We start from the raw sequence: 25,634 nt of genomic DNA, 5'->3' as shown, positions 1-25,634 counted from the left end.
GGCACGACGATGCCGTCCCTCCCTGCACCGATCACCGCGCGATGAACGGCGCGGCCAGTTGTCCGAATGCCCCTTTCTGATAGGCGCTGATCCGCTCGTCGAGCTGCGCGCGCGTATTCATCACGAACGGGCCGTGCCTGGCGATCGGCTCCCGTAACGCGGCACCGGACAGCACGACGAAGTGCGCATCGTCGTCGGCAACGATGCGGATCCGCACACGGTCGCCCGGCGCGTCGCGGTCGAACATGACGCCGACCGCGTCGCCGGCCTTCAGGCTGCTCGCGGTCGAGTCGACCTCCACGCGCAACGTCCCGGAAACCGCATGGATCGTCGCATTCCATCCGCGCGGCAGCACATGGTCGAACGACGACGCACGCGACAGGAATCCGTCCAGCAACGTGAACGGCTCGGGCAGTTTCTCCGTGACCGGCGCGCTCACACCGTTGCTGCTGCCCGTGACGACACGCACCCGCACGCCGGGCGCCGCGAACTCCGGGATGTCATGCGGCTCGACATGGACGGCATAGGGCGTGTCGTACTTCTTCGCGGCCGGCAGGTTCACGAAAATCTGCAGCGCATGGACACGATGCCCGTCGCCTTCCGGCTGCTCCGTATGCACGGCGCCGCGGCCGGCGGCAAACCAGTGCAGCGCGCCCGGTTCGATCGGCCCGTGGTTGCCGAGCGAGTCGTAATTGACATGCGCGCCCGTTGCATCTTCGAACACGTACGTCACGGCCGAGATGCCCGCATGCGGGTGCGGGTCGAAGGTCGGCGCCGTCATCTCGAAGTGATCGAGCATGATGACCGGGTCCATCGCCCCGCCGAACCTGCCCTCGTCGAAATTCCTGGCGCTGAATGATTCGCCGATGATCAGATCGCGTCCGGTAACGACGCGCGACATCCGCACATATTCGTTCATCGTGGTGCTCCTGGCTGGATAGCCTTTTCCTGCACGATGGCCCGGCGACGACGGCACACGCCCTCGCCGGCCCCGCGAAACCGCTTGCCCCGTCACTTGCCCGATGCGCTCTTGAGCTGCCAGACCAGGTTCGCGAACGGCATGTCGAGATCCGCATACACCTGCTGCGCCTTCGGATCGACGTTGCTGTGCAGCAATTCGACACCGACCGTCGCGTAGTCGGTCACGGGGATGCCGGCGCCCGCGAGACGCTGCAGCCCGGCCGTGCGCTTCGCGTCGCTGAACGTGCCGGACGCGTCGAGCACCACACGCGGATCGTAGCCGGCGGCCTTGAGCGTCAGCGCCGGGAACGTCGCGCACACCTCCAGCGACACACCCGCGATGACCACCTGCTTGCGGCCCGTCTTCTCGATCGCGGCCCGCACGTTCGGGTCGTCCCACGCATTGATCGACGTGCGGCTGATCACCGGCACGCCGGGCAGCGCCGCCTTCAGTTCGGGGATGGTCGGCCCCCACATGCCGTCGGGCATCGTCGCGGTAACGATGACCGGGATGCCGAGCGTCTTCGCGGCCTTCGCCAACGCGACCACGTTGTGCCGAAGCTGTCCGACGTCGATGTCCCGTACGCCCGTGAACAGGCCGACCTGGTGATCGACCAGCAGCAGCACGGTGTTGTCGCGCGACAGCAGCGAATACGGCGCGCCCGACGGCGCGACGGCGACGGGTGCTGACGCGGGCGTGGTTGCAGGTGCGGCTTCAGCAGCCAGCGCAGCCGTGCCGGCCGTACCGGCAAAGGCGATGGCGATGGCGGCAGCCGCGGCTTTCAGAAGGGAGAAGCGTTTCATGATGTCTTTCCTCACGATGATGTCGGGTGACGGATCGGCGGGACCGATGTGGCGGCCGAATCGCCCGGTGCCTGTCAGCGCCGGTTGGAAAGAATGATATTTACGCAACGACAAACGATAAATACACTTCAAATCAACCTATCGTTTCCATGTGGAAACGATAGATCGACATTTTCCCCTGGTGAATCCCGAATGAATCCGGCTTCCTCCGATCTGAACGACCTCTACCTGTTCGCGAAGGTCGTCGAGCATCGCGGCTTCACCGCGGCCGGTGACGCGCTCGGCGTCAGCAAGTCGCATATTTCCCGGCGCATCACCGATCTGGAGACCCGTCTCGGCACCCGGCTGCTGCAGCGCACCTCGCGCCGCCTCAGCCTGACGGACGCCGGCGAAGCACTCTACGTGCATTGCCGCGCGATGATCGACGAGGCGCTGGCCGGCGAGGACGCCGTGCGCCGCCGCACCGCCGAGCCGTCGGGGCTGGTGCGCGCGAGCATGCCGATCGCGATCACGGATATCGTGCTGGCCGGCCTGTTGCCCCGTTTCATGCAGCGCTATCCGAAGGTCCGGCTCGCGCTGCAGGCCAGCCATCGGCAAGTCGATCTCGTCGACGAACACATCGACGTAGTAGTACGGGGCATGGGTTTCGACGTCGAATCGTCGAGCCTCGTCCAGGTTCCGCTGTGCACCGCGCGCTGGGGGCTGATCGCGAGCCCCGCGTATCTGGCCGCAACCGGTCCGATCGATGCGCCCGACACGCTCCCCGAAGACGATTTCCTGATCCATGCGCCGATCGGCGACCCGGCCGCCGCGCTCCGGCTGATCGGCGCCAACGCCGACGTCGTCACGCGAACGATCCGGCCGCGCGTGCAGAGCGACAATGTCGCAACGCTGAAGCAGGCGGCGCTGGCCGGGCTGGGGATCGCGAGCCTGCCGCTGTATGCATGCCGCGCCGAGATCGCGTCCGGCGCGCTGCAGGTTGTTCTGCCGACGTGGCGCTCGCGGGAGGGACGGCTCGTGCTGCTGTTCCCGACGCGGCGCGGCATGATGCCGGCCGTGCGCGCGCTGGTCGATTTTCTGAAGGAAGAACTGCCGCCGTTGCTGGGTTGAGCCATGCTGCCGCATGAAGCAATACGCCGGGGGCGCGTGCCGGGCTGCAAAGGACTGCCGCCCGACTTCACCCAGCTACGTCCACGTGGAAATCGCCGCCTCCGGCATGCCCGGCTCAAAGCCACGTGCCGCCCTGCCGTTCGCTCGGCTCCCCGGCCAGCGCATCGAAATCGTGAATCCAGTCCAGGTGATGCAGCACGCTGTCGCGCTCGGCCAGACGCGCGTTGCGTGCCTGCGCGGCCGGCCCGTCGGGCAGGTGCAGCACGTCGGCCACGGAGATCGACGCGTACTGCACCTTGCGCGTGCGGCCGCGACGCAGCCGCTCGTACGCTTCCTGCGCCTCACGCCAGTTGCCCGGCCCGGCCTGCGCCAGTTGCGCCGCCAGCACCACCGCATCCTCGATCGACTGATTCGCGCCCTGCCCGTGGTGCGGCACCAGCGCATGCGCGGCGTCGCCGATCAGCGTCACGCGCCCGCGGCTCCAGCGGCCGAGCGGCGGCCGATGGAACAACCCCCAGCGCTGGCTGATCGGCACCGCGGTGATCATCTGCACCACCGCCGGATGCCAGCCCCTGAACGCACGCAGTTGCTCGCCCTCTTCCGCCGGCATCACCCAGTCGCGCGACGGCCACGGTGACGGATGACGCTCGACCAGCAGGAAATTCTGGTCGCCGTCGTCGCCGATCGGATAGTGCAGCAGATGCCCGTGCGGCCCGATCCAGTACTGCAGCGTTTCGGGATCAGGCAACAGGCTGAGCCGCGCAGCCGGCACCACGCCGCGAAAACCCGAACAGCCCGAATACAGCGCATCGTCGTAGCCGAGCATCCAGCGCCGCGTGATCGAGCGCGCGCCGTCCGCGCCGATCACGAGATCCGCGTCGATGCGCACACCGTTGTCGAACGCCAGCGTGACGCGATCGGCATGCTGCGCGAGATCGGTCAACCGATGGCCGAGATGGATGCATTCGAGGCCGACCGCCTTCGACAGCACGGCCTGCAGATCCGCGCGATGCACGCCCCAGTACGCGCCGCCGAATTGCCGGCGATAGTCGGGCGCGCCGCGATGATGGCCGATCACCGCACCGCTGCGGCCGTCGCGATAGACGAGCCCCGGGATGTCCGCGCACACCGCGTCGAAGGCCGCACGCAAGCCCATGCGTTCGTAGAATCGCGTCGCATTGGCCGACAGCGCGACGGCCGCGCCGACTTCGCGCAACACCTCCGTCTGTTCGTACAGCTGCGCGTCGATGCCGTGCTCGCGCAGGGCAAGCGCGAGCGTCAGGCCGCCGATCCCGGCGCCGACGATCGCAATCCTCAGGTTCGTCTGCATGATGAAGGTGTCTCCGATGTTCCGATGTGGGGTCTGCGGCTTGCGCAGCGGCCATGTCGATTGCATGGGCCGTATCGGTATTCTCGGGAGCGGACTTTCATCCCGCAATAAAATGAAAGTAATCTGCATCATCACTGGATGCAATGAACCGGGCGAGGCAAAACCCATGGAATTGAGCGATGTCGACCTCAACCTGCTGCTGCTTTTCCAGCGGCTGATGCAGGAACGGCGCGTGTCGAGCGTTGCCGAGCAGATGAACATGAGCCAGCCGGGCGTGAGCAATGCGCTGGCGAAACTGCGCCGCCGGCTCGGCGATCCGCTGTTCGTGCGCGGGCCGGGGGGCGTGGTGCCGACGCCGTTCGCACTGCGCCTGGCGGAACCCGTGTCGCACGCGCTCGCGACCCTGCACGCCGCGCTCAATCCCGAGATCGGTTTCGATCCGCTGCGCGCCACGCGCACGCTGACGATCGGCATGACCGACATCGGCGAAGTCGTGTTCCTGCCCGCGCTGCTCGAACACCTGTCGCGAGCGGCGCCGGGCATCACGCTCAATACCGTGCGCAACACGAGCATCAATCTCGGCGACGAAATGGCCGACGGCCGTGTCGATCTCGCGATCGGCCTGCTGCCGCAGCTCCAGGGCGGCTTCTATCAGCGCCGGCTGTTCGATCAGCGCTATGTGTGCCTGTTCCGTCGGGGGCATCCGCTCGAGGACGCGCCGCTGACGGTCGACGCGTGGCGCAATGCCGAACATCTGGTCGTGGTGTCGGCCGGCACCGGTCACGGGCAGGTGGACGAATGGCTGAAGCGCCGCCGCGTGAAGCGCCAGGTGCGGCTCACGGTGCCGCATTTCATGAGCGTCGGCTACATCCTGCAGCGCACCGACCTGATCGCGACGGTGCCCGAGCATCTCGCGCAGCAGCTCGCCGCACCGTTTTCGCTGGGCTGGCGCGCGCTGCCCGTCGCGCTGCCGGGTACGCCGATTCACATGCTCTGGCATGCGCGCGTCAACCAGGACGAAGGGAACCGGTGGCTGCGCGACGTCGTGGTCGATCTGTTCGCGCAAACCGGCACGCGGGCACGGAGGGCCACGCCCGGCCGGAAGAAGTAGTCGCGGCCATCGCGCAATCGAGCGTGCCTGACGATGTCGCTCGAACATGCGCGCCGCGCATTTCGACTACATTGCCGAATGCGGCGATGATCCCGGTCATCAGCCGCCTCGCCCTCTTTCAACCAGCAGGAAATCAAGCCATGTCAGTCTCGAAGAAATTCGCAGCCGTCACGGGCGCCGGATCCGGCATCGGTCGCGCGGCGGCCGTCGCGCTCGCCCAGGCGGGATTCACCGTCGCGCTGCTCGGGCGCACGGAGGCCTCGTTGCGCGAAACGCAGGACACGATCCGCGCCGCCGGCGGCGACGCGCACGTGTTTCCCGCGGATGTCACCGACGAAGCATCGGTCGACCACGCGTTTGCGCAAATCGCTCAGCAGTTCGGCCGGCTCGACGTGCTGTTCAACAATGCCGGCCGCAACGCCCCTGCGGTTTCCCTCGACGAATATGAATTCGACCTGTGGAACAGCGTCGTCGCGACGAACCTGACCGGCGTCTTTCTGTGCGCGCGGGCCGCCTGGCGCCTGATGAAAGCGCAAACGCCGCAGGGCGGCCGAATCATCAACAACGGCTCGATCTCCGCCCATGCGCCGCGCCCCGATACGATCGCTTACACGGCCACCAAGCATGCGGTGACCGGAATCACGAAGGCGCTGGCGCTCGACGGCCGCCGATACAACATCGCGTGCGGCCAGATCGACATCGGCAACGCAGCGACGTCGCTGACGGAACGGATGACGCAAGGCGTCCCGCAAGCCGACGGCAGCCTCGCGCCCGAGGCGCGCATGGACGTCGCGCATGTCGCGAACGCGATCGTCCAGATGGCGAACCTGCCGCTCGACACGAACATCCTGAACATGACGATCATGGCGACGGCCATGCCGTTCGTCGGGCGGGGATAGGCGCGCGCGACGCCGAATCCCGTTCGGGCTGCATGCGTATGTGGCGCCTTCGCCTGAAGGCATCACGCTGCTCGTGGTGCCGCCGCCGGTGTCATGCCCCGCCGTGGCCCTGCGCCCTCCGTCAGCCGGCCCGGGTTTTCTTGCCGGTGGACGGCGGCTTGACGATGACGAACTGACGACGATCCTTGCCCCTGATCCAGAGCGGTGCATTGCCGCGCCCGCTCCACTCCTTTCCACTCGCCGGATCGCGATAGCGCGCCGGCAGGACTTTCACGATGTACGTGCCCCGGCTGCCGTTGCGGCCGACCAGGTCGCGATGCTTGATCGCATAGGTATCCATCAGCGAGTGAACCTTCTCGATCGCATCGACGCGCTCGCGGGCACGTGCATGCTCGATTTCCTCGTCCAGTTTGGCCAGCTCGACTACGAGCTGCGCATAGGTCTTGCTCACGCTCATCTTCTGCTTCCCACCATGCATCCGCATACGAATCCACATGATTCGCATGACTAACAGAATGATTCATCACGTCCCGTGGGCGTGACCTTTACCTGATCGGCAGGCGACGCGCTCCGCGCATCGGCGACGCGATGCGGCAAAAGCGCGAATCCCTGGCGTACCGGCGCCGCACCGACGCCCCACACCGGAACGATCGTCCGCCCGGTCCCCGCCCGATGCGGACAGTCAGGCGCACCAGCACGCCACCTGTTTCATTGCTCGATAGATAATTGCAAATGCAATCGCAATGACATCCATCTCAAATATCAACCGATACCCGTCCGGCCATCACCGCGGTGCGCTTCGCCGTGCGGCCGACCCGCCGCATTTGATTGCCGCGGCAAAGCGGCCGGCATTGGTCCGTGTGATCCCTGCCCATTGCCGACAATGAGGTGCACAATCGCGCGCCGCATTCCACATATCGAGTGATATCTGAAATCGGATCGTAATGGTATCTATCTCAAATATCAACTGATATCCTTCCGGCCATGAACATGCCCTCCCTTCCCCCGCGGCTGAGCCGCGAAGAAAGCCGGTTGCAGACCCGCGCGCATTTGCTTGCCGCGGCGAAACGGCTGTTCGTCGACCGCGGGTTCGGCGCCACGTCGCTCAGGGATATCGCGGCCGAGGCCGGCTATACGCAGGGTGCGTTCTATTCGAATTTCGCGAGCAAGGAGGCGTTGTTCGTCGAGCTGATGCGGGAGCGTTCAAAGGCGCAAGTGGCCGACATCGCCCGGGTACTCAGCGACCCGTCCGCGTCCGGGGAGGACATATTGAATGCGCTGGATGTCTGGTCGCGAACCGTCGATGCCGAGCCCGAGTGGTCGGTGCTGGGCGTCGAGTTCAAGCTTCAGGGGCGGCGCAACCCCGCTTTTGCCATCGCGTCGCAGGCATTGCTGGACGCCCACCGCGATGGCCTCGCCTATTGCATCGAACAGATTTTCGCGCGGCTGAAGAAAGTGCCGCCCGAACCGCCGGCCGTCCTGGCCATTTCGTTCATGGGGCTCTCGCAGGGCCTGTCGCTGCAGCAGTCGATCCTGTCCGAGGTGCCGATCGGGCACATGATCATGGTGTTCCTGCGCAGCCTGCTGGCCACGGCCGCGCCGGTGGGTGGACCGGAAAGGTCGCGCTCGAAGAGAAAATGACCAGCGCCGCGGCGGAGCCGGATCGCGCGTAACGCCGTTCGGTCCGTTGCGGCCGTTCGACACACGCGATGGCGCCCGCATCCGGGCAACGAACGCCGCGATGCCGCGGGCGATGCGCCGCCCGCGACGCGCGGCGTCACGCCCGCAGGATCTCCTCGACGACCTGTTCGAACGGCACGCGCCCTTGTCGAAGCTCGACCGTGTCGTCGCTCCCGAAGTCGATGTGGCCGCTGTTCAGCCCGCGATTCATTTCGATGAAGCCATCGATCGCCACGGTCGAGAACGGATTCATCGCGAGTACCCCGGCCCACGCGGAAGGCTCGAGCGCCACCGGCCGCACCGGTCGATTCAGCGCGCGCGCAAAGATCGCCGCGATGTCGCCGGGCGAATACGCAATCGGCCCCGCCAGGCCGATCTTCCGGATGCCCGCCCACTCTTCACGCAGGAGGCCCGCCGCGATGCGGCCGATATCCTCCGTCGCGACCATCGGGACGGCACGCTCGACCGGCACGAGCAAGCTCGGCAGGATGCCTTGCGTGCGGACCGGCTCGACGACGCGCGCCCAGTTCTCCATGAAGTACGCCGCGCGCAGGAACACGACCGGTATGCCCAGTTCCGCCAGACGTTGCTCGGCCGTGCGGTTGGTCGCGATCACGCCGGTGCCGTCCGGCCGGTCGGCGCCTACCGACGACAGCAGCACGAGTTTAGGCAAACCCGCCGCGCGCACCGCTTCGGCGACGGCACGCGCCGTGACGTCTGCGTGTTCGAACAGGTTCTCCAGCGCATAGTTGGGCGGCTTGACCAGATACGCGCCGTGCGCGCCGGCAAAGGCACGCGTCAATGCGTCGGCGTCGGCCAGATCGGCAACCGCCACTTCCGCACCCTGCGCGGCAAAGCGCGCCGCCTTCGCGCGATCGCGCACGACCACGCGCACCGCGACGCCCGCATCGATCAGGGCCTGGGCCGCGACGGCTCCCGTGCGCCCGCTGACTCCCGTAACAACGAACATGTGTTCTCCCGACAGCCGCTCCACCCGTTGGAGCGATGGCTTCGATGATGTACGCTGGCATCTCATAACTCAAATGCATACCGATCATGTCCAGCATGCACGAAGTGGATTTGCGTGACGTCGATCTCAACCTGCTCAAGCTGCTCGACGCGTTGCTCAAGGAGCGCAGCGTCACGCGCGCCGGTGTGCGGCTCGGCCTGACGCAGCCGGCGGCAAGCCGCGCGCTGGGCCGGCTGCGCACGCTGCTCGACGATCGCGTTGTCGTGCGCACGCCGAAGGGGCTGGAATTCACGCCGCGCGCGGCATCGCTCGCGCTGCGCGTGTCGCGCGTGCTGACGGAAGCGGCCGGCATCGTCGCGCCTGCCGTATTCGATCCGGCCACCACACGCGGGCAGTTCTCGATCGCAAGCCTCGATCACATGGCGCTGACGCTGATGCCTGACGTGATTGCGCGGCTGGAACAGCGCGCGCCGGGCATGGATCTCGACATGCCGCCGTCACGCGGCAACAACGTCGAACTCGTGGCGAACGGCACGGCCGGTATCGCGCTCGGCGCGTTCGACGACGACACCCTGCCTGCCGGCATCTATCGTCGAAAACTCTACGACGACAGCCTGGTTTGCATCGTGCGTAATGGGCATCCGGCGCTATCCGCCCGACTGACGCCGAAGCGCTTCGCGGCGCTGTCGCATGTGCTGGTGACGATCGGCGGCCGCGGTGGCGAGCTGGTCGACGCGGCGCTCGCGCGGCAAGGGCTGCATCGGCGCATCGCGATGCGGTTGCCGCATTTTCTGGTGGCGCCGATGGTCGTCGCGAAGAGCGACATGACGGTGGTACTGCCGCGCCGTCTCGCGCAGCACGTCGCGTCGTCGATACCGGTCACGCTAGTGCCGCTGCCGGTCGAAGTCGCCCCTTTCGCGTTGACGATGATCTGGCACGAGCGCACGCACGACGATCCGGCGCACGGGTGGCTGCGCCGGCAAATCGCGGAAATTGCGCAGGACATGGCGCTGTAGTGCGCACCACACCCTGTCGCGCGGCGCGTCGACCAGCAGCGCAAACGCGAGCGACGCATGACGACGGCTCCGGTAATCGAGGGAGTACGGCTCGAACGTCTTGCGCCAGCCCGACAGTGTTTCGACCCATTGCCCCGAGGCGAGCTGGCCTGCGACTTACGCATGCGGCAGATAGTCCAGGCCGATCCCGCTCAGCGGGGCACCGCAATCACAGGCTTGTATCGAATGCCGGCCCGTCAAACATCCGGATCCGGAATCCGCGCCGACTGGATGACAACCAGCGTATCCCCCGCCTCGATCCTGCACGGCGGATCCTCGTAGAACGAAAAAATCTTCCCGCACCGATCGAGCCCGACGACGATCGCACCCGGCACGACATTCGTCATGCAGCCGATCTCTTGCGGCATCGCCTCGCGCTCCAGCAGCGTCGCGCGTCCGCGCGTCGACAGCATGTCGTTCACGAACGGCACGATGTAGCGGCTATGCACGGCATCCGCGAGCAGCAGCGCGCCGATCTTCGTCGACGACACGATCACGTCGGCGCCCGCCTGCCGCAGTTGCCGCTGGTACAGGTTCTCCTGGATCCGCACGACGATCTTCGTATCGGGCGCGATGCTGCGCACCGACAGCGTCAGCAGGATCGCGGTCGGATCGTCGGTCACCGAAATGATCACGGCCTTCGCTTCACGCACCTGCGCCTGCTGCAGCAGATCCTCATGCGCGGGATCGCCGAGCAATCCCGCCACGCCGAGCGACGTCGCGGCCTCGATCGCCTGCTGCTGCGAATCGATCACGATGAGCGTCGCCGGATCGACGCCGCTCTCGAGCAGTTCGCGCACCGCGATCGAGCCCGACAGGCCATAACCGCAGACGACGATGTGATCGGACAATTGCTTTTGCAGGCGTTTCATGCGGAATTCCTCGACGACGCGCTGGATCACGAACTGATAGGCCGTGCCCAGGAAAATGAACCAGATGACGATGCGGATCGGCACGATGAAGAACGCATCGATGAGACGTGCCCGTGCGGTGACGGGCACGATGTCGCCATAGCCGACCGTCGCGACCGTGACCATCGTGAAGTACACGAGATCGGCGACGGTCATCGGCGTGCTCTTGGTCGAATCGCGCAACCCGTCGCGATCGAGATACAACACGAGGAACGCGAGCGTACACAGCAGCACGACCGCGCCGATACGGAACAGCAGCGTGCGGCGCGGCGACGTCGCGGGACGCGTGAACAGCGTGCGCGCACGCGGTGCCTGCCACGGATTGCGGGCGCGACGCAGGCGTGAGCGCAACGAGCGGCGCTGGGCGGAAGGCGTTGCCAACGGGGAATCTCCTGAAGGATGCGGGCTCGATTCTACGATGGGTCGGCCGTCACCAGCCGACGTCATCAAGTCGATTCGCCTGCTACAACATGCTGCGCGGCCGCACCATCGTTCCGTCGACGAAGCGCTGCGCGCGAAACGCCGACAGGTCGAGCGACGGCGCGCCGGTGTCGATCCATTCGGCAAGCAGCTTGCCGACGATCGGCCCCATCGCGAAACCGTGGCCGCAGAACCCCGTCGCAATCGCGAGCCCGGACGGCGTACCAGGCGCATCGATCACCGGAATGCCGTCGGGCAGCACGTCGATCAGGCCGGCCCAGGCCTCGACGATCTGCGCGTCCTTCAGCACGGGAAAGATCGCCTTGAGTTTCGCGAGTGCACGCGGCGCATGCGCGCGATTCGGCTGCGGCTGCGGATCGCGCGGCTCGATCGGCCCGGTCGCGCCGTTGATGCGCGCAAGCGCATCGCGCCACGCCGCCCCGTTCATGTGCAGCCGGAATTTGTCGCGCTGCGACCAGAACTCCGGCCAGAACAGGCTCAACCCGCACAGGTGGCCGAGTGTCAGGTCGACGTCGACCTGCATGTCGTCCGCAAGATTGATCGCACCGTTCTTGCGTTGCCGGATGCCGAGGCCGTGCCCCCACACCGTCGCTGCCGACACCGGCGGCACCACATTGGTGCGCATGCAGGTGCCGCGAACGGCCTGCTGCGGCAGCCGGATGCCGACACCATCGAGCAGCCGGAAGCTGGTCGCGCCGGCCGCGCAGATCACGCGCCGCGTGCGGATCGTGCCGCGCTCGGTCACGACGCCGGTCACCTCGCCGCCGGCCGTCTCGATCGCCGTCACACCGCAGCCTTCGAAGAAGCGCGCGCCAGCCTCGACGGCACGCGCGGCGAACGCGGCGGCCACCCGGCGCGGCTCGGCCTGCCCGTCGGTCGCGGTGTACAGCCCGCCGAGCGTGCGTGCCTGCGGCGAAAGGCCGCTGATGCGCGCGTCGATCTGCGCGCGCGTCAGCGTGCGCGTGTCGAGCCCGTGCTCGCGCGCGACCGCGAGCCACGCGTTGAACGACGCCCAGTCCGTTTCGTTGTCCGCAATATAGAGACAGCCGCCCTGCCGCCATTCGAGATCGAAACCGAGCGTTTCCTCTAACCCCTCCCAGATCCGCATGCCGGCCATCATCAGCGGCACCTCGGCAGCTTCGCGGCCCTGCTGGCGCACGAAGCCCCACGCCCGTGTCGACTGCTGCCCGGCGATGCGCGACTTGTCGAGCACGACGGCCTTCAGGCCGCGCAGGCCCAGGTAATACGCGGCCGCGCAGCCCATGATGCCGGCGCCGGCGATCACGACATCGGCTTCGGCCGGGAATGGCAGGTCGGCAAGGGTCAGGGCATCGTGCAGCGGATAGGTGGTCGTCATTGTTTCCTGTCAGGCGTTAATGCATCCGGATACGGGCCGCGGTGGTAACGTCGTGACACACCTTTCACACAAACGCACCTTTCGCGACGCTGAATAACGACCATTTTGCGGTAAAGTTATCTTTTCCGCGCGTGGCCGGTCGGCTCGCCCCTGGACGTCATGAAGACTGTCCGTCGAGACTGCCGCAAGGCGTCGTTCTGAACGTCACGATCCGTTCCCGTAGCATGACCACTGAAGCAATCACCACGGATTCCCTCGCGGTTGCCGAGCGCGTGCGCGAGCTGATGACCCGCAACGGCATCGGCAAGCGCCAGCAGACCACCGAGCTGTGCCGCATCCTCGACCTGAGTTTCTCGCAAGGCCATCGTAAATTGCGCGGCAGCAGCCCCTGGACGCTCGCGCAGATCAAGAAAGTCGCCGAAGCGTACGGCGAACCCGCCGCCCAGCTGTTCGGCGCGCAAACGCTCGACCCCGGCATGGTCGGCGCCTACTCGCAGGAGGCCGTACTGTATGCGGGCGTCGCCGAGATTCCGTGCACCGCATGGATCGGCGCGCCGCTCGAAGCCGGCGCGCGCCCCGAATTCGTCGCGTACGAACAAAACGGCCGCTGGCGCGTGCTGCGCCACACCGGCGTGCTGTACCAGAACGCGTACGACGTGCACAAGATCGAGATCTATCCGCGCCGCGCAGAGAGCGACAAGCTCGTCGTCGCGGTGATCGACCCCGATCGCGTGAGCGCGACCGAGCTGTGCCGCTATCTCGAGCGCCAGGGTTTCGCGACGGCCGCATTCGACGGCCTCGCGCCGTTCGTCGACGCGCTCCAGGGCCAGGCGTTCGACGCGGTCCTGACCGAATGGCTGTTCGACGACAGCACGGCCGCCACCGCGATCAAGGCCGTGCGCACGTCCGACAACCCGGGCGCGCCGATCTTCGTGCTGACGGGCGACCTGCTCACCGGCCGCGCGAGCGAGGCCGACATCAGCGAAGTGATCCGCGCGTTCGACGTCGTCTGCTACGAAAAGCCCGCACGCATGGCGATCCTCAGCGCCGATCTCGCGAAACGGCTCGCGCGCGGGTAACGTCCCCGGGCCGCTCCTCCTCCGGACGGCCGACGTCCGCGCGGCACGGCGGTCGTGAACAGGTTCATAGCTCAGTACAATAGGCGCACCTGTTCACGCCCACCCCGGCATCCGCCGCCCGACGCCATGGCCCGCCTCATCCCCGACGACTGGAAAAGCCTCGCCGCGACCGGCGCGGCCGAACGCGAGCGCGAGACGCTCGCCGCCCTCGAACACGCGCTGCCCGACAGCTACACCGTGTATCACGGCGTGCACTGGACCCGCGCCGACCAGGCGTTCTCGGTGTTCGGCGAGGCCGCGTTCGTCGTCGTGAGCCCGGCCGGCCGCGTGCTGCTGATCGAGCAGAAAGCCGGCTTCCTGCGCGAAACGCCGAAGGGGCTCGTGAAGGTCTATCTGCAGAAGCAACGCAACGTCCCGATCCAGCTCGCGCGCACGCAGGAAACGCTGCACCGGCGCCTGACGGCCGCGCTCGGCGCGGGTGTCTATGGCGTCGAGGCGCTGCTGTACTGCCCCGACTACTCGATCCGCGACGCATCGATCGCCGGCGTCGCGGCCGACCGCATCGTCGATGCGTCGCGCAAGGCGCAGCTCGCGCAGGTGATCCTGCAGATCCTGCCCGAGGACGACGAGCATTTTCCGAACGCGCCGAAACTCCACCATTTCCTCGCGGACGAGCTCGCGCTCACGCCCGATACGAGCGCGCTCGTCGGGCAGGCCGGCACGCTCGTCACGCGGCTGTCGGGCGGGCTCGCCGCATGGGCGCGCCAGCTCGAATTCGCGCCGTTCCGGCTGCGCGTCACCGGCACGGCCGGGTCAGGCAAGACGCAGCTCGCGGTGCAGGCGATGCGGGATGCCGTCGCGGCCGGCAAGCGCGTGCTCTACGTGTGCTTCAACCGGCCGCTCGCCGACTACATCGCGCGCATCGCGCCGCCCGGCGCGAAGATCGCGAACTACCACCAGCTGTGCGACTGGGTCGCGCGCGACGGCGGCTATACGCCCGACTTCCAGGTGCCCGGCGAATTCGAACGACTCGAGGCGCGCTTCGCGCAAACGCCGATTTCCGAACGCTGGCGCTTCGACGTGCTGGTCGTGGACGAAGGGCAGGATTTCCATGCGCCGTGGGCGGCCGCGCTGGAGCGCCTGCTGGCGCCGGACGGCGCATGGTGGTGGCTGGAAGATCCGCTGCAGAACCTGTACATGCGGGAGCCCGTCGCGCTACCGGGCTGGGTCACGCTGAAGGCGCTCACGAACTACCGGAGCCCGCGCGACCTGCTCGAATTCGTGCGCGACATCGTCGGCCGGGTCGAGCCGCTCGCGGCCGAGCTGCGCTCGGGCAGCCCGTTCGACGGTTCGGATCCGTCGGTGTCGGCGTACGGGGAAGAAGGCGCGTCGCAAGACGCGTTGGCCCACGCCTGCGTCGACGCGACCAAGCGGGCGATCACGCACGCGCTGTCACTCGGCTTTCGCAAGCAGGACATCGCGGTGCTGTCGTATCGCGGCCGCGAAGGCTCGGTGCTCGCGCCGCTCGACCAGCTCGGCCCGCACCGGCTCAAGAGCTTCACCGGCAAGTACGACCTGTTCGGCAACCCGGAATATCGCGAAGGCGACGTGCTGCTCGATTCGATCTACCGCTTCAAGGGCCAGTCGGCGCCGTGCGTGATCCTCACCGAGGTCGACTTCGACACGCTCGACGCGCGTGCCGCGCGCAAGCTGTTCGTCGGCGCGACGCGCGCGACGATGAAGCTGCTGATCGTCGCGTCGTCGCGTGCGGCCGCGCAGCTCGCGGCCGTCTGACGCAATCGGCGGGCGGCCGGCGGGCAAGCGCCCGGCCCGTCGCCGCCCACGGCCGATCAGGCGACCCGGAACGCACCCACCGCGCGACGCAGCCCGTCCGCCTGCTCCTCCAGCGACGCTGCAGCCGCCGCGGCCTGCTCGACGAGCGCCGCGTTCTGCTGCGACACCTGGTCCATCTGCGACACCGCGCGGTTCACCTGCTCGATCCCGTCGCGCTGCTCGTTCGACGCGGCCGCGATCTCCGTCATGATGCCCGTCACGCGGCCGATCGCCTGCTGGATGTCCTGCATCGTCGTGCCCGCCACGCCGACGAGCCGCGAGCCGGTCGCGACGCGCTCGACCGATTCGCCGATCAGCGTGCGGATCTCCTTCGCCGCCGACGCCGAGCGCTGCGCGAGCGTGCGCACCTCGCCCGCGACCACCGCGAAGCCGCGACCCTGCTCGCCGGCGCGCGCGGCTTCGACCGCCGCATTCAGCGCGAGGATGTTGGTCTGGAACGCGATCCCCTCGATCGTGCCGATGATGTCGGCGACCTTCTGCGAACTCTGGTCGATCTCGTTCATCGTGCCGATCACCTCGCCGACCACGGTCGCGCCGCGCGTGGCGATCTCGCTCGCGGTGTCCGCGCAGGCCTGCGCCTCCACCGCATTGTCCGCGTTCTGCTTCACGGTCGCGGTGAGCTGCTCCATGCTCGCAGCCGTCTCCTGCAGGGCGGACGCCTGTTCCTCGGTGCGCTGCGACAGGTCGGTGTTGCCGGCCGCGATCTGGTGCGTCGCCGTCGAGATCGCCTCGGAACCCTGGCTGACCTGGCGCACCGTATCCGCGAGGCTGCGCTGCATGCCCGTCACGCCCTTCACCAGCTCGGCCATCTCGTCGCGCGACGACCAGCGCACTTCCGACGTCAGGTCGCCGTCCGACAGGCGGCGGAAATGCGACAGCAGCCGGTTCACCGGCTGCGTGATCGCGAAATGCAGGCCGATCGCACAGCCAAGGCACGCGGCCAGGCCGAATGCGATGCCCGCAATCGCGCCCACGCGCATCCAGCCGTAGTAGGTCTGCGCGGTGTCGTACACATCCTTGCCGCGTGCGACCTGGTACGCATCGAGCGCATCGGTCGCCTGCGTGAGCGCAACCGACAGCGGCGGCGCGACCGACATCAGCAGCCGGTCGGCCTCGTCGCGGCGGCCGTCGCGAACCGCGTCGATCATCGGCTTCAATGCCTGCCCGATCAGCGCCTGGCGCGCGGCGTCGAGACGGCTCGCGAGCGGGCCTTCGTCGCCGTCGTGCGGCATCGACGCGTAGCCGCGCCACGCGGTGTCGGCCTTCGCGAGATAGCTCTCGGCCTTCTTGACGAGATCGGGCACTTCCGGCGCTTCCGGATGCAGCAGCGCGCGGTCGAGCGTCGTGCGCACGATCGTCAGGTTCAGGCTGGCCGCGGACAGCGCGGTCTTCGCAGCGAGTTGCTGCGTATAGGCCTCGTCGAGCGCGCGGTTCGAGCTCTGCATGCCGGCGAGGCCGATCAGCCCCGAGACGACGAGCAGGATGGCAACGAGGCCCAGCGTGGAGAAAATCCGCGTACGGATCGAGAAACGGGAAAACAGGGCGTTCAGGTTCATGACGGGACGTGAGCGGTGAAAAATGCGGCGGCAATCGGTCTGCAGCACTCTGGATTACGGTTTGCCTGCAGAAAACTTGAGTCCGGCCCCGCTTTCCACGTGATCCCGGTCAATTTTTTGCGCTGGCAATTTACTGTTACGGTTGCAACAGATCGTGGCTGGGCAGAAATTGACTGGTCAATCATCCATGGCTATAGTTCGACACAATTCCCTGCCATGGCAGATATATCAATGACAACCGACACCCTCCTCACTCCGCCGGCCGCTGAAACGGCCCGCCGCGACGCGCCGACCGGGCTGATCGTCGCCGCGCTGCTGCTCGTCATGCTGCTGTCCGCACTCGACCAGACGATCGTGTCGACCGCGCTGCCGACGATCGTCGGCGAGCTCGGCGGGCTCGACCAGTTGTCGTGGGTCGTCACCGCGTACCTGCTGTCGTCCACCGTCGTGCTGCCGCTGTACGGCAAGCTCGGCGACCTGTACGGCCGCAAGATCGTGCTGCAGGCCGCGATCGTGCTGTTTCTCGCGGGGTCCGCGCTGTGCGGCGTCGCGCAGGACATGACGCAGCTGATCGTGCTGCGCGCATTGCAGGGGCTCGGCGGCGGCGGCCTGATGGTCGTCACGATGGCCGCGATCGGCGATCTGGTGCCGCCCGATCGCCGCGCGCGCTATCAGGGGATGTTCGGCGGCGTGTACGGCCTCGCGACCATCATCGGCCCGCTGCTCGGCGGCTTCCTGGTCGAACACCTGTCGTGGCGCTGGATCTTCACGATCAACCTGCCGCTCGGCTTTCTCGCGCTCGCGGTGATCGGCGTCGCGTTCCGGCCGCACACCGCGCACGTGAAGCACCGGATCGACTACATGGGCGCCGCGTTCCTCGCCACCGCCCTCACCTGCGTGATCCTGTTCACGAGCGAAGGTGGCTCGCTGCTGCCGTGGACGTCGCCGCAACTGTGGATGACGCTCGTGCTCGGCCTCGTCGCGATCGGCGGCTTCATTTACGAAGAACGGCTCGCAGCCGAGCCGATCATGCCGCTCGAACTGTTCCGCCATCGCACCTTCGTGCTGGTCAGCCTGATCGGCTTCGTCGTCGGCGTCGCGCTGTTCGGCTCGGTCACGTTCATCCCGCTCTACCTGCAGGTCGTGAAGGGTTCGACGCCGTCGCAGGCCGGGATGCAGCTGCTGCCGATGATGGGCGGAATGCTCGTGACGTCGATCGTCAGCGGCCGCCTGATCTCGCGGCTCGGCTCGTACCGGATGTTCCCGATCCTGGGCACGCTGACCGGCGGCATCGCGATGGCGCTGCTGTCGACGCTGACGCTCGATACGCCGCTGCACACGATGTATGCGTACATGGCGCTGCTCGGGATCGGGCTCGGCATGGTGATGCCCGTGCTCACGCTCGCCGTGCAGAACACGGTCGAATTCCGGCACATGGGCGTCGCGACGTCGGGCGCGACGCTGTTCCGCTCGATCGGCGGCTCGCTCGGCGTCGCGGCGTTCGGCGCGCTGTTCTCGCACGGGCTGCAGTCGCGGGTGATGGATGCGCTGCCGGCCGGCACGGAGCTGCCGCCCGCGCTCGGCCCGGCCGCTGTGCACCAGCTTCCGGATGCCGTGCGCGACGCGTACCTGCATGCGTTCGCCGGTTCGCTGCATGTTGTCTATCTCGCGGCGGCGACGGTCATCGCGATCGCGTTCGTGCTCGCGTGGTTCGTCGAGGATGCGCCGCTGCGCAAGCACAACTGACCGGCCCGCGAATCGCGACGCAGCCACCGGGCCGCATCGCGATGCGCAACCACCCGCCGTTACGGCAGCAGCACGACCCCGCCCGTCGTCGCGCGCGACTCCAGCAGCCGGTGCGCATCGGCCGCCTGTTCGAGCGGTAGCCGCGCGCCGATCTCCACGTGCATCCCGCTCGCCAGCCGGTCGAGCGTCGCACGCGCAGCCTTCCGATACCCGTCAACGTCGCGCGCGATGAAGCCGAGCACGCTCGGCCGTGCAAGCGCGATCGACCGCGCCGGCCCCAGTTCGTCGAGATCGAACGTCTGCCGCGCACCGATCGCGGCCACCTGCCCGATGCTCGCGACCATCCCGAACGGGCGGATCGCACCGAGCGTGCGCATCAGCACGTCGCCGCCGATCCCGTCGATCGCGTAATCGACACCGGCGCCGCCGCCGAACGCGCGTGCCGCCGCGACAAAATCCTCCTCGCGATAATCGACGACCGCCTCGGCGCCATGCGTGCGCACGAGCGCGGCCTTCGCGGCCGACCCGACCGTGCCGATCACCCGCGCGCCGAGCGCACGCGCCCACTGCGTCGCCAGCAGCCCGACGCCGCCGGCCGCCGCATGCACGAGCACCGTGTCGCCGGCCCCAACCTGCCGGACGCGATGCAGCAGCATGTAGACGGTGATCCCTTTAAGCAGCCCGGCGGCCGCTGCGTCATCGCTCAAGCCGTCGGGGATCGGCAGCACGCGCTCGGCCGGCATCGTGCGCAGGCTTGCGTAGCTGCCGGTCGGCATGCCCGCATACGCAACGCGCTGGCCAGGGACGAGATCCGTCACGCCCGGCCCGACCGCGTCGATCACGCCGGCCGCCTCGACACCGAGCGCGTCCGGCAGCGCGGGCAATGCATGCGCGCCCGTCCTGAAATAGATGTCGACGAAATTCACGCCGATCGCGGTCTGGCGAATCCGCACTTCGCCGGCACCGGGCGGCGCGACGGGTGCATCGACGCGGCGCAGCACGCCGGCGTCGCCGTAGCGGTCGATCCCGATCCGGATGGCGGTGGTGGTCTGGGTCATATCGTTCCTCGTAATCGGATGAAGTGACACGATCATCCCATCGTGCATAATCGAACGGAATTCCCGGTTATCGCCCATCTACTGTGCAAAATTCGACCGACCAAGAACCCATACCCGCGTCCGCGCCGCCGATGAGCTGGGACGACGTCCGCTACTTTCTCGCGGTGATGCGCGGCGGCAGCCTGTCGGCCGCCGCGCGGGCGCTGCAGGTACAGCATTCGACGGTCGCGCGGCGCATCGACGCGCTGGAGTCCGCGCTCGGCATCCGGCTGTTCGACCGGCTGCCGCGTGGCTGGCCGCCGACCGAAGAAGGGCTGCACCTCGCCGAGCACGCGAGCCGCCTCGAAGCCGACGCGCATGCATTCGCGCGCGCCGCCCAGGGTGCCGCGGCACTCGACGGCGTGGTACGCGTATCGGCGTCGCCGGTGTTCGCCAGCCATTTCCTCGCGCCACGGCTCGCCCGCGCGCAGCGCGCGTGGCCGGCGCTACGGATCGACCTGATGGGCGAGATGCATGCGGCGAACCTGTACGCGCGCGAAGCCGATCTCGCGGTGCGGTTGTCGCGCCCGAGCGAACCGGGGCTCGCCGTGCGCCGGCTCGGCACGATGCGTTTCGCACTATGCGCCGCGCCGGAATGGGCCGACGCGCCGCCCGACACCTGGGCGTTCGTCGGCTACGACGACGCGCTCGCGCAAACGCCGCAGCAGCAATGGCTCGAACGTTTCGCCGCCGGACGCCGTTTCGCGTTCGTCACCAACGACCTGGCCGCGCAACATCGCGCGTGCGCGGCGGGCGCCGGTGTCGCGCTGCTGCCCAGGTTTCTCGTCGACGATCCGGCGGCGCACGCCGGTGCGCCGCTCGTCGAGCTGACGGCCGCGCCCCGCTGCGACATCGAGCGAGAAATCTGGCTCGTCGTCCACCCGGACGTGCGCCGGTCGCCGCGCGTGCAGCGCGTCGCGGATGCGATCGCCGACGCGGTTCGCGCGGCGGACGGCCGGCTCTGACGCCCCGGCCTTGTCAAAACCGCTGCTGCAGCCCGGCCATGATCCCCAGCTGGTTCCGGCCCGTGTCGACCGTGCCGCCGGCGGCGACCGCCTTGGCGGCCGTGGCACTGTTCAGCATGTAGCCGACCGACGTGTAGACGCGCGTCCGCTTGGAAAGCTGATGGTTGGCGCGCCCGACCAGCAGCGTCGCGTTCGCATTCGCGTTCGCGTTATGCGCAGGCCCGCGTTGCAGATAACGCGAGCCTTGCGCGTCGAACGACACCGCCGGGGTCAGCGTATACGTAGCGCCCGCGAAGAAAATGTCGGTCTGCAAATGGACGGCCGCCGCAACGTTGTTCCGGATCCATCCCGCGCCGAGCTTCGCGCGCCCCATCACCGCGTATCCGTCGACGACGCCGTGCGTGCTCGTATGGGCGCTGCTGTCGAGCGGCGCCGATGCGCCCGCCCCGCCGCGCTTCACGTCGTAGGACACCGCGACGCCGAAGCGCGTCGCGTCGTAAGCGACCAGGGCCGTATATTGCCGGCACGCGAGCGGATTGCCCGGCACCTGCCCCGCGCAACCGGTGGCCGAAGGCCCGGCCGGCCCGGCAGCATCGCGGCCGAAGCTGTACGTGCCGCCGATCGTGAGCCCGCGGAACTTCCCCAGGTAGCCGATCGCGTTGTCGCTGCGCGCATTCGGCAGATACGCGTCGAAGCTGCTCGGCGAATGAATGGACGGCCCGATCACGTCGGCGTTGGCAAGCGCATAGGCCGTCATGTTCATCTGCCTGCCGAGCGTAAGCGTTCCGTACTGGCTGCTCAGCCCCACGTTCGCCTGTCGGCCGAACAGTCGCCCGCCGTAATTGAGCCGACCGGTGCCTGGCTGGAAGCCGTTCTCCAGCACGAAAAACGCCCGGTTGCCGCCACCCAGGTCTTCCGTACCCTTCACGCCCCACCGCGACGGCAATTCGCCGGTCAGATGCGGCATGCCCACCACCGATCCGCCCTTCCCCGCATGGTTGTAATACGAAATGCCGGTATCGACGATGCCGTACAGCGTCACGCCGCCTTGCGCATGCGCGATCGACGATGCCGCCGCCAGCGCCCACACGGGCATGCTCCCCTTCATCATCGCCTTCACTGCCTTCGAATCGATATGCATGACTGAATTTCTCCCAAAAGACGAAGGACGCTGCGTTGCCGCGCACGACAGACCGGCGGCCGCGCGCCGGCGCCGCGCCGGTGTGCCATTCAGGACTGCCGGGCGGGCGACGCCTGCGGTTCGCCGGCCGAAGCCGCAAGCCCGTGATGCGACGCCGAGCGCCGATGATCGATCAGGCCGACCGCGAAGGCCGCCGCCAGCGCGGGCAATCCGATCGCCATGAAGTTCTGCTCCAGCGGCAGATCGATACCCACCAGCAAACCGATGACGATCGGCGCCAGGATCGCGCCGCTGCGGCCCACGCCCAAGGTCCAGCCGATGCCGGTCGAGCGGATCGCCATCGGGTAGAACTGCCCCGCATACGCGCAGTTGACGATCTGCGTGCCGATCGTCGACGCGCCGGCGAGGCCGACCAGCACGAACAGCAGCGCGGTCGGCATCTTGTAGCCGAGCAGCGTGATCGACACCGCGGCGAGCAGATACATCGACACGAGCACTGTCTTGATCGGAAAGCGATCGGCCAACCAGCCGCCGCCGATTGCGCCTACCATCGCGCCGGCATTCAGCACCAGCACGAACGTCAACGCGGAGCCGAGGCTGTAGCCGGCGCTCGCCATCAGCCGGGTCAGCCACGAGCTGAGCGCATACACCATGAACAGGCACATGAAGCACGCGATCCAGAACATGACCGTGCTGAATCCGCGACCGTCGTCGAACAGCTGGCGGACCGGCGCGCCGCCCGCCTTGTCGTCGCGCGGAACGACATAACCGTCGCCCGGTTGATACTGGTATGCGGGATCGAGCCGGCGTGCGATCCGTGCGAGCTCGTCGGTCCTGCCGCGCCGGATCAGGAACGGCAGCGATTCCGGCATCCATTTCACGAGCAGCGGAACGAGCAGCACCGGCGCACCCGCGGCAACGAACACGGACTGCCATCCGTACGCCTCGATCATCCCCCTGCCCATCACGGCCGCCAGCATGCCGCCGACCGAATAGCCGCTGAACATCAGCGTCACCAGCGTGCTGCGCACGCGGCGCGGCGCGTACTCGGTCATGTGGGCGATCACGTTCGGCATCACGCCGCCGATGCCGATGCCCGCAACGAAGCGGGCCGCACCGAACAATGCGGGCGTCGGCGCCAGCCCGGCCGCTGCGGTAAAGACGCTGAACAGCGTCAGGCAGGCCGCGATGGCCCAGCGGCGCCCGATCCGCTCGGCGACGGTCCCGAACACGATGTTGCCGAACATCATGCCGAACAAGGCCGAGCTGACCATGAAACCGGCCTGCGCGGGGTTGACGCCCATCTCGTTCATGATCGCCGGCAGCGCGATGCCGGCCACGGCCAGGTCGTAACCGTCGAACACGATGATCAGCGCGCACCAGAACAGCACGACGCCGTGCAGCTTGCCCAGCCGCGCCTCGTCCGAGAGCGCCTGCAGGTTGATTTGACGCATGGAGCTTCCTTCCTTTTCCAGAGGGGATTCGGGCCCGGCGGTAGCCGTCGCATGACGCGAGTTCGAACTAATACGATCGATCAACCCATCAATTTAGTAGTTGTACGAATCATTACCGTGAAATGCGCCGCGGTTCGTCCGGCTGCCGGCGCAGTGTAGGAAGCCACAATGATTTCCACTATCCGGAATTTGCAGGCGGCTCGCGAATTCGATCCGTTTTCACGTGCCGCACGCCGCGCGCTATCCGGATTTTTTCCCGGCGGGGATGGAACTATCCGATTCTTGCGAAACTTTCGACAAGCCTGACAAAGATCAATATCATCCTTTCAGGATATCTCGCTCACAAGAGAAACCGATGTGGCACGACGCGCATCCGCGGCCAGCTGATGTGCTGCACGAAAATCGCCACGCAGGAGACGCCCCATGCCCCTCACCCCGAATGCGGACGTGCTGTCCGCGCTGTATCGGAATTGCGTGTTCCGATCCGGCCTGCGCGCGGATGCGCACGAGCAGGTCTCGCTGGAACTGGCCGAGCATGCGCTGCGCTGGAAGCAGGGCGTACCCGACGCAGCGCTTTTCAAGGGGCAACTGAATCACCTGAGCGTCTACGCGCTGCAGTACGGCGCCGAAGTCGAGGTCGCCCCGCGCCCGTTCGACGGCTTTTCGCTGGTCCACACGTCCCTCGCGGGCGGCGCCGAAATCGAGTGCGACGGGCACGTGATGGGCGTGTCCGAAGGGCGCACCGCCGTGCTGGCGCCGACGTCGCGCGTCCGCCTCCGCTGGCGATCCGGCACCCGGCAACTGATCGTCAAGGTGCCCGATTCGCTGATGCACTCGGTCCGCGGCCGCCCGCCCGACGACGCGGCGCCCGGCCTCGCGCCAGGCTTCCTGTTGCCGACGGCGCTTGCGTCGCAATGGGATCTGATCGCGCAGTCGCTGCTCAACGTGCTCGCCGTTGCCGACGACGGCGGCATCCGGGCCGAATGGCGCGACCATTTCGAACGAAGCCTTGCGCTGTTCCTGCTCGTGCATTGCCCGCCGTCGCCCGCTGCCGTGCATGCCGGCCCGGCGCTGCAAGCGCGCGGCGCACCCGCGCAAGCCGGATCGCGCGGCGGCATCCGGCAGATGGACGCGCTGCACGAATTCATCCACGCGCGGCTCTGCGCGCCGATCTCGCTCGAGGATCTCGCCCGCGCGGCCGGCGTCAGCCTGCGGACGCTGAACGTGCTGTGTCGCCGCTATCACGGCGCGACCCCGATGGAGCTGCTGCGCAACATCCGGCTGGATGCCGCGCGCGTACAGCTGCTGACCGACCCGGTGGCCAGCATCACCGATACGGCGCTGACGTTCGGCTTCGGGCACCTCGGCCGCTTTTCCGCCTACTACTTCGCCCGCTTCGACGAGTTGCCGCGCGACACGCAAAAGAAGCGCGCGCCGAACTGAACGCCGCGGCGCCGGACGCGCGGCCGCCGCTTTACGCGTCACGCAATCGCCCGCATAGTCATGGTTTGCCCGCACCCCGCCCTGCCGCCCCGTCACCATGTCCGCCACGCCAGCCACGCCCGCCGCCTGCATCGTCCGTGATTCGACCGACGCCGATCTCGCCGCTATCCACGCGATCTATGCGCACCACGTCCGCCACGGCGTCGCGTCGTTCGAGGAAACACCGCCCGACGCCGCCGAGCTGCGCGCGCGCCGCGACGCGGTACTGGGCCACGGGCTGCCGTATCTCGTCGCCGAATGCGACGGCCGCGTGGCCGGCTACGCCTACGCGACGCCTTACCGCACGCGCAGCGCGTACCGCTTCACGATCGAGGATTCGATCTACATCGACGATGCGCAGCGCGGGCGCGGGATCGGCCGCGCACTGCTCGCGGCGCTGATCGCGCGCTGCGAGGCCGGCCCGTGGCGGCAGATGATCGCGGTCATCGCCGACGGCGGCACGGGCGGTTCGACGTCGCTGCATCGCGCGTTCGGCTTCGCGCCGGCCGGCACGCTGAAGGCGGTCGGCTTCAAGCACGGCCGCTGGATCGACACGGCGCTGCTGCAGCGCCCGCTCGGCGACGGCGCACACACGCTCCCCGCCTCGCCTGAGCCTGCCGCGTCGCGCTAGA

At 67.8% G+C, this 25,634-nt stretch carries 22 protein-coding genes; 11 read left to right on the top strand and 11 right to left on the bottom strand.

Annotated features, from left to right (window positions below; genetic code table 11):
• Positions 1-31 precede the first annotated feature (31 nt).
• Both ACPTTF_RS22905 and ACPTTF_RS22900 read right to left on the bottom strand, forming a co-directional pair.
• Positions 32-919, bottom strand: a complete 888-nt coding sequence (locus ACPTTF_RS22905) for a pirin family protein (protein ID WP_423368333.1) — start codon at positions 917-919, stop codon at positions 32-34.
• Positions 920-1,011: 92 nt separating this feature from the next.
• The gene (locus ACPTTF_RS22900) at positions 1,012-1,764 is read right to left on the bottom strand and encodes an isochorismatase family protein (protein WP_166951659.1); all 753 of its coding nucleotides are present in this window, start codon (positions 1,762-1,764) and stop codon (positions 1,012-1,014) included.
• Positions 1,765-1,956: 192 nt separating this feature from the next.
• Between ACPTTF_RS22900 and ACPTTF_RS22895 the strand changes: the two genes are divergently transcribed.
• On the top strand, positions 1,957-2,874 hold the full coding sequence (locus ACPTTF_RS22895; protein ID WP_423368332.1) for a LysR substrate-binding domain-containing protein: 918 nt from the start codon (positions 1,957-1,959) through the stop codon (positions 2,872-2,874).
• 115 nt (positions 2,875-2,989) lie between these two features.
• Here the strand turns inward: ACPTTF_RS22895 and ACPTTF_RS22890 are convergent, their stop codons facing one another.
• Complete coding sequence (locus ACPTTF_RS22890) at positions 2,990-4,204, bottom strand: FAD-dependent monooxygenase (protein ID WP_423368331.1); 1,215 nt, start codon at positions 4,202-4,204, stop codon at positions 2,990-2,992.
• Positions 4,205-4,370: 166 nt separating this feature from the next.
• On the opposite strand from ACPTTF_RS22890, the gene ACPTTF_RS22885 reads away from it, so the two are divergent.
• Positions 4,371-5,315 (top strand): LysR family transcriptional regulator, encoded by a 945-nt coding sequence (locus ACPTTF_RS22885; RefSeq protein WP_423368330.1) that lies wholly within the window; start codon positions 4,371-4,373, stop codon positions 5,313-5,315.
• Between the two features lie 140 nt (positions 5,316-5,455).
• Positions 5,456-6,214: an SDR family oxidoreductase gene (locus ACPTTF_RS22880; RefSeq protein ID WP_423368329.1), complete on the top strand. Its 759-nt coding sequence runs from the start codon at positions 5,456-5,458 to the stop codon at positions 6,212-6,214.
• Between the two features lie 121 nt (positions 6,215-6,335).
• On the opposite strand, the gene ACPTTF_RS22875 is transcribed toward ACPTTF_RS22880, so the two are convergent.
• Positions 6,336-6,671 carry an H-NS family nucleoid-associated regulatory protein gene (locus tag ACPTTF_RS22875; RefSeq protein ID WP_423368328.1) on the bottom strand — a complete coding sequence of 112 codons (336 nt, stop codon included), beginning with the start codon at positions 6,669-6,671 and terminating at the stop codon, positions 6,336-6,338.
• A gap of 527 nt (positions 6,672-7,198) precedes the next feature.
• Here ACPTTF_RS22875 and ACPTTF_RS22870 point away from each other — a divergent pair.
• Positions 7,199-7,855 (top strand): TetR/AcrR family transcriptional regulator, encoded by a 657-nt coding sequence (locus ACPTTF_RS22870; protein ID WP_423368327.1) that lies wholly within the window; start codon positions 7,199-7,201, stop codon positions 7,853-7,855.
• Between the two features lie 136 nt (positions 7,856-7,991).
• Here the strand turns inward: ACPTTF_RS22870 and ACPTTF_RS22865 are convergent, their stop codons facing one another.
• Positions 7,992-8,864 carry an NmrA family NAD(P)-binding protein gene (locus ACPTTF_RS22865; RefSeq protein ID WP_423368326.1) on the bottom strand — a complete coding sequence of 291 codons (873 nt, stop codon included), beginning with the start codon at positions 8,862-8,864 and terminating at the stop codon, positions 7,992-7,994.
• A gap of 86 nt (positions 8,865-8,950) precedes the next feature.
• Here ACPTTF_RS22865 and ACPTTF_RS22860 point away from each other — a divergent pair, with 86 nt between their 5' ends.
• A complete protein-coding gene (locus ACPTTF_RS22860) occupies positions 8,951-9,880 on the top strand; it encodes a LysR family transcriptional regulator (protein ID WP_423368325.1) in 930 nt (309 codons plus the stop codon).
• Between the two features lie 236 nt (positions 9,881-10,116).
• Here the strand turns inward: ACPTTF_RS22860 and ACPTTF_RS22855 are convergent, their stop codons facing one another.
• On the bottom strand, positions 10,117-11,211 hold the full coding sequence (locus ACPTTF_RS22855; RefSeq protein ID WP_166951608.1) for a potassium channel family protein: 1,095 nt from the start codon (positions 11,209-11,211) through the stop codon (positions 10,117-10,119).
• A gap of 82 nt (positions 11,212-11,293) precedes the next feature.
• Positions 11,294-12,628 carry an NAD(P)/FAD-dependent oxidoreductase gene (locus tag ACPTTF_RS22850; protein ID WP_423368324.1) on the bottom strand — a complete coding sequence of 445 codons (1,335 nt, stop codon included), beginning with the start codon at positions 12,626-12,628 and terminating at the stop codon, positions 11,294-11,296.
• A gap of 224 nt (positions 12,629-12,852) precedes the next feature.
• Between ACPTTF_RS22850 and ACPTTF_RS22845 the strand changes: the two genes are divergently transcribed.
• Together ACPTTF_RS22845 and ACPTTF_RS22840 are read left to right on the top strand one after the other, a co-directional pair.
• Positions 12,853-13,707 carry a helix-turn-helix domain-containing protein gene (locus ACPTTF_RS22845; protein ID WP_006485970.1) on the top strand — a complete coding sequence of 285 codons (855 nt, stop codon included), beginning with the start codon at positions 12,853-12,855 and terminating at the stop codon, positions 13,705-13,707.
• Between the two features lie 126 nt (positions 13,708-13,833).
• Positions 13,834-15,501, top strand: coding sequence for an ATP-binding domain-containing protein (locus tag ACPTTF_RS22840; RefSeq protein WP_423368323.1), 1,668 nt, complete (start codon positions 13,834-13,836; stop codon positions 15,499-15,501).
• A gap of 56 nt (positions 15,502-15,557) precedes the next feature.
• On the opposite strand, the gene ACPTTF_RS22835 is transcribed toward ACPTTF_RS22840, so the two are convergent.
• Entirely contained in the window at positions 15,558-17,117 is a 1,560-nt protein-coding gene (locus ACPTTF_RS22835; RefSeq protein ID WP_166951596.1) for a methyl-accepting chemotaxis protein, read from the bottom strand.
• Positions 17,118-17,348: 231 nt separating this feature from the next.
• Between ACPTTF_RS22835 and ACPTTF_RS22830 the strand changes: the two genes are divergently transcribed.
• Positions 17,349-18,863, top strand: coding sequence for an MDR family MFS transporter (locus tag ACPTTF_RS22830; protein WP_423368322.1), 1,515 nt, complete (start codon positions 17,349-17,351; stop codon positions 18,861-18,863).
• 59 nt (positions 18,864-18,922) lie between these two features.
• Here ACPTTF_RS22830 and ACPTTF_RS22825 read toward each other — a convergent pair whose 3' ends face one another.
• Positions 18,923-19,921, bottom strand: a complete 999-nt coding sequence (locus ACPTTF_RS22825) for a quinone oxidoreductase family protein (RefSeq protein ID WP_423368321.1) — start codon at positions 19,919-19,921, stop codon at positions 18,923-18,925.
• 131 nt (positions 19,922-20,052) lie between these two features.
• Here ACPTTF_RS22825 and ACPTTF_RS22820 point away from each other — a divergent pair, with 131 nt between their 5' ends.
• On the top strand, positions 20,053-20,925 hold the full coding sequence (locus ACPTTF_RS22820) for a LysR family transcriptional regulator (protein ID WP_423368320.1): 873 nt from the start codon (positions 20,053-20,055) through the stop codon (positions 20,923-20,925).
• Positions 20,926-20,938: 13 nt separating this feature from the next.
• On the opposite strand, the gene ACPTTF_RS22815 is transcribed toward ACPTTF_RS22820, so the two are convergent.
• Together ACPTTF_RS22815 and ACPTTF_RS22810 are read right to left on the bottom strand one after the other, a co-directional pair.
• Positions 20,939-22,033 (bottom strand): porin, encoded by a 1,095-nt coding sequence (locus ACPTTF_RS22815; RefSeq protein WP_423369858.1) that lies wholly within the window; start codon positions 22,031-22,033, stop codon positions 20,939-20,941.
• Between the two features lie 122 nt (positions 22,034-22,155).
• Positions 22,156-23,520: an MFS transporter gene (locus ACPTTF_RS22810; RefSeq protein ID WP_423368319.1), complete on the bottom strand. Its 1,365-nt coding sequence runs from the start codon at positions 23,518-23,520 to the stop codon at positions 22,156-22,158.
• A gap of 423 nt (positions 23,521-23,943) precedes the next feature.
• Between ACPTTF_RS22810 and ACPTTF_RS22805 the strand changes: the two genes are divergently transcribed.
• Together ACPTTF_RS22805 and ACPTTF_RS22800 are read left to right on the top strand one after the other, a co-directional pair.
• Complete coding sequence (locus ACPTTF_RS22805) at positions 23,944-24,963, top strand: AraC family transcriptional regulator (protein WP_166951581.1); 1,020 nt, start codon at positions 23,944-23,946, stop codon at positions 24,961-24,963.
• Between the two features lie 97 nt (positions 24,964-25,060).
• Positions 25,061-25,633, top strand: coding sequence for a GNAT family N-acetyltransferase (locus ACPTTF_RS22800; protein WP_423368318.1), 573 nt, complete (start codon positions 25,061-25,063; stop codon positions 25,631-25,633).
• Position 25,634: the final 1 nt, after the last annotated feature.

The sequence above is a fragment of the Burkholderia crassaminum genome, assembly GCF_964265005.1.
GTDB lineage: Bacteria > Pseudomonadota > Gammaproteobacteria > Burkholderiales > Burkholderiaceae > Burkholderia.
The sequence above is the reverse complement of the archived record's forward strand: the minus strand, read 5'-3'. Positions and strand labels throughout refer to the sequence as shown.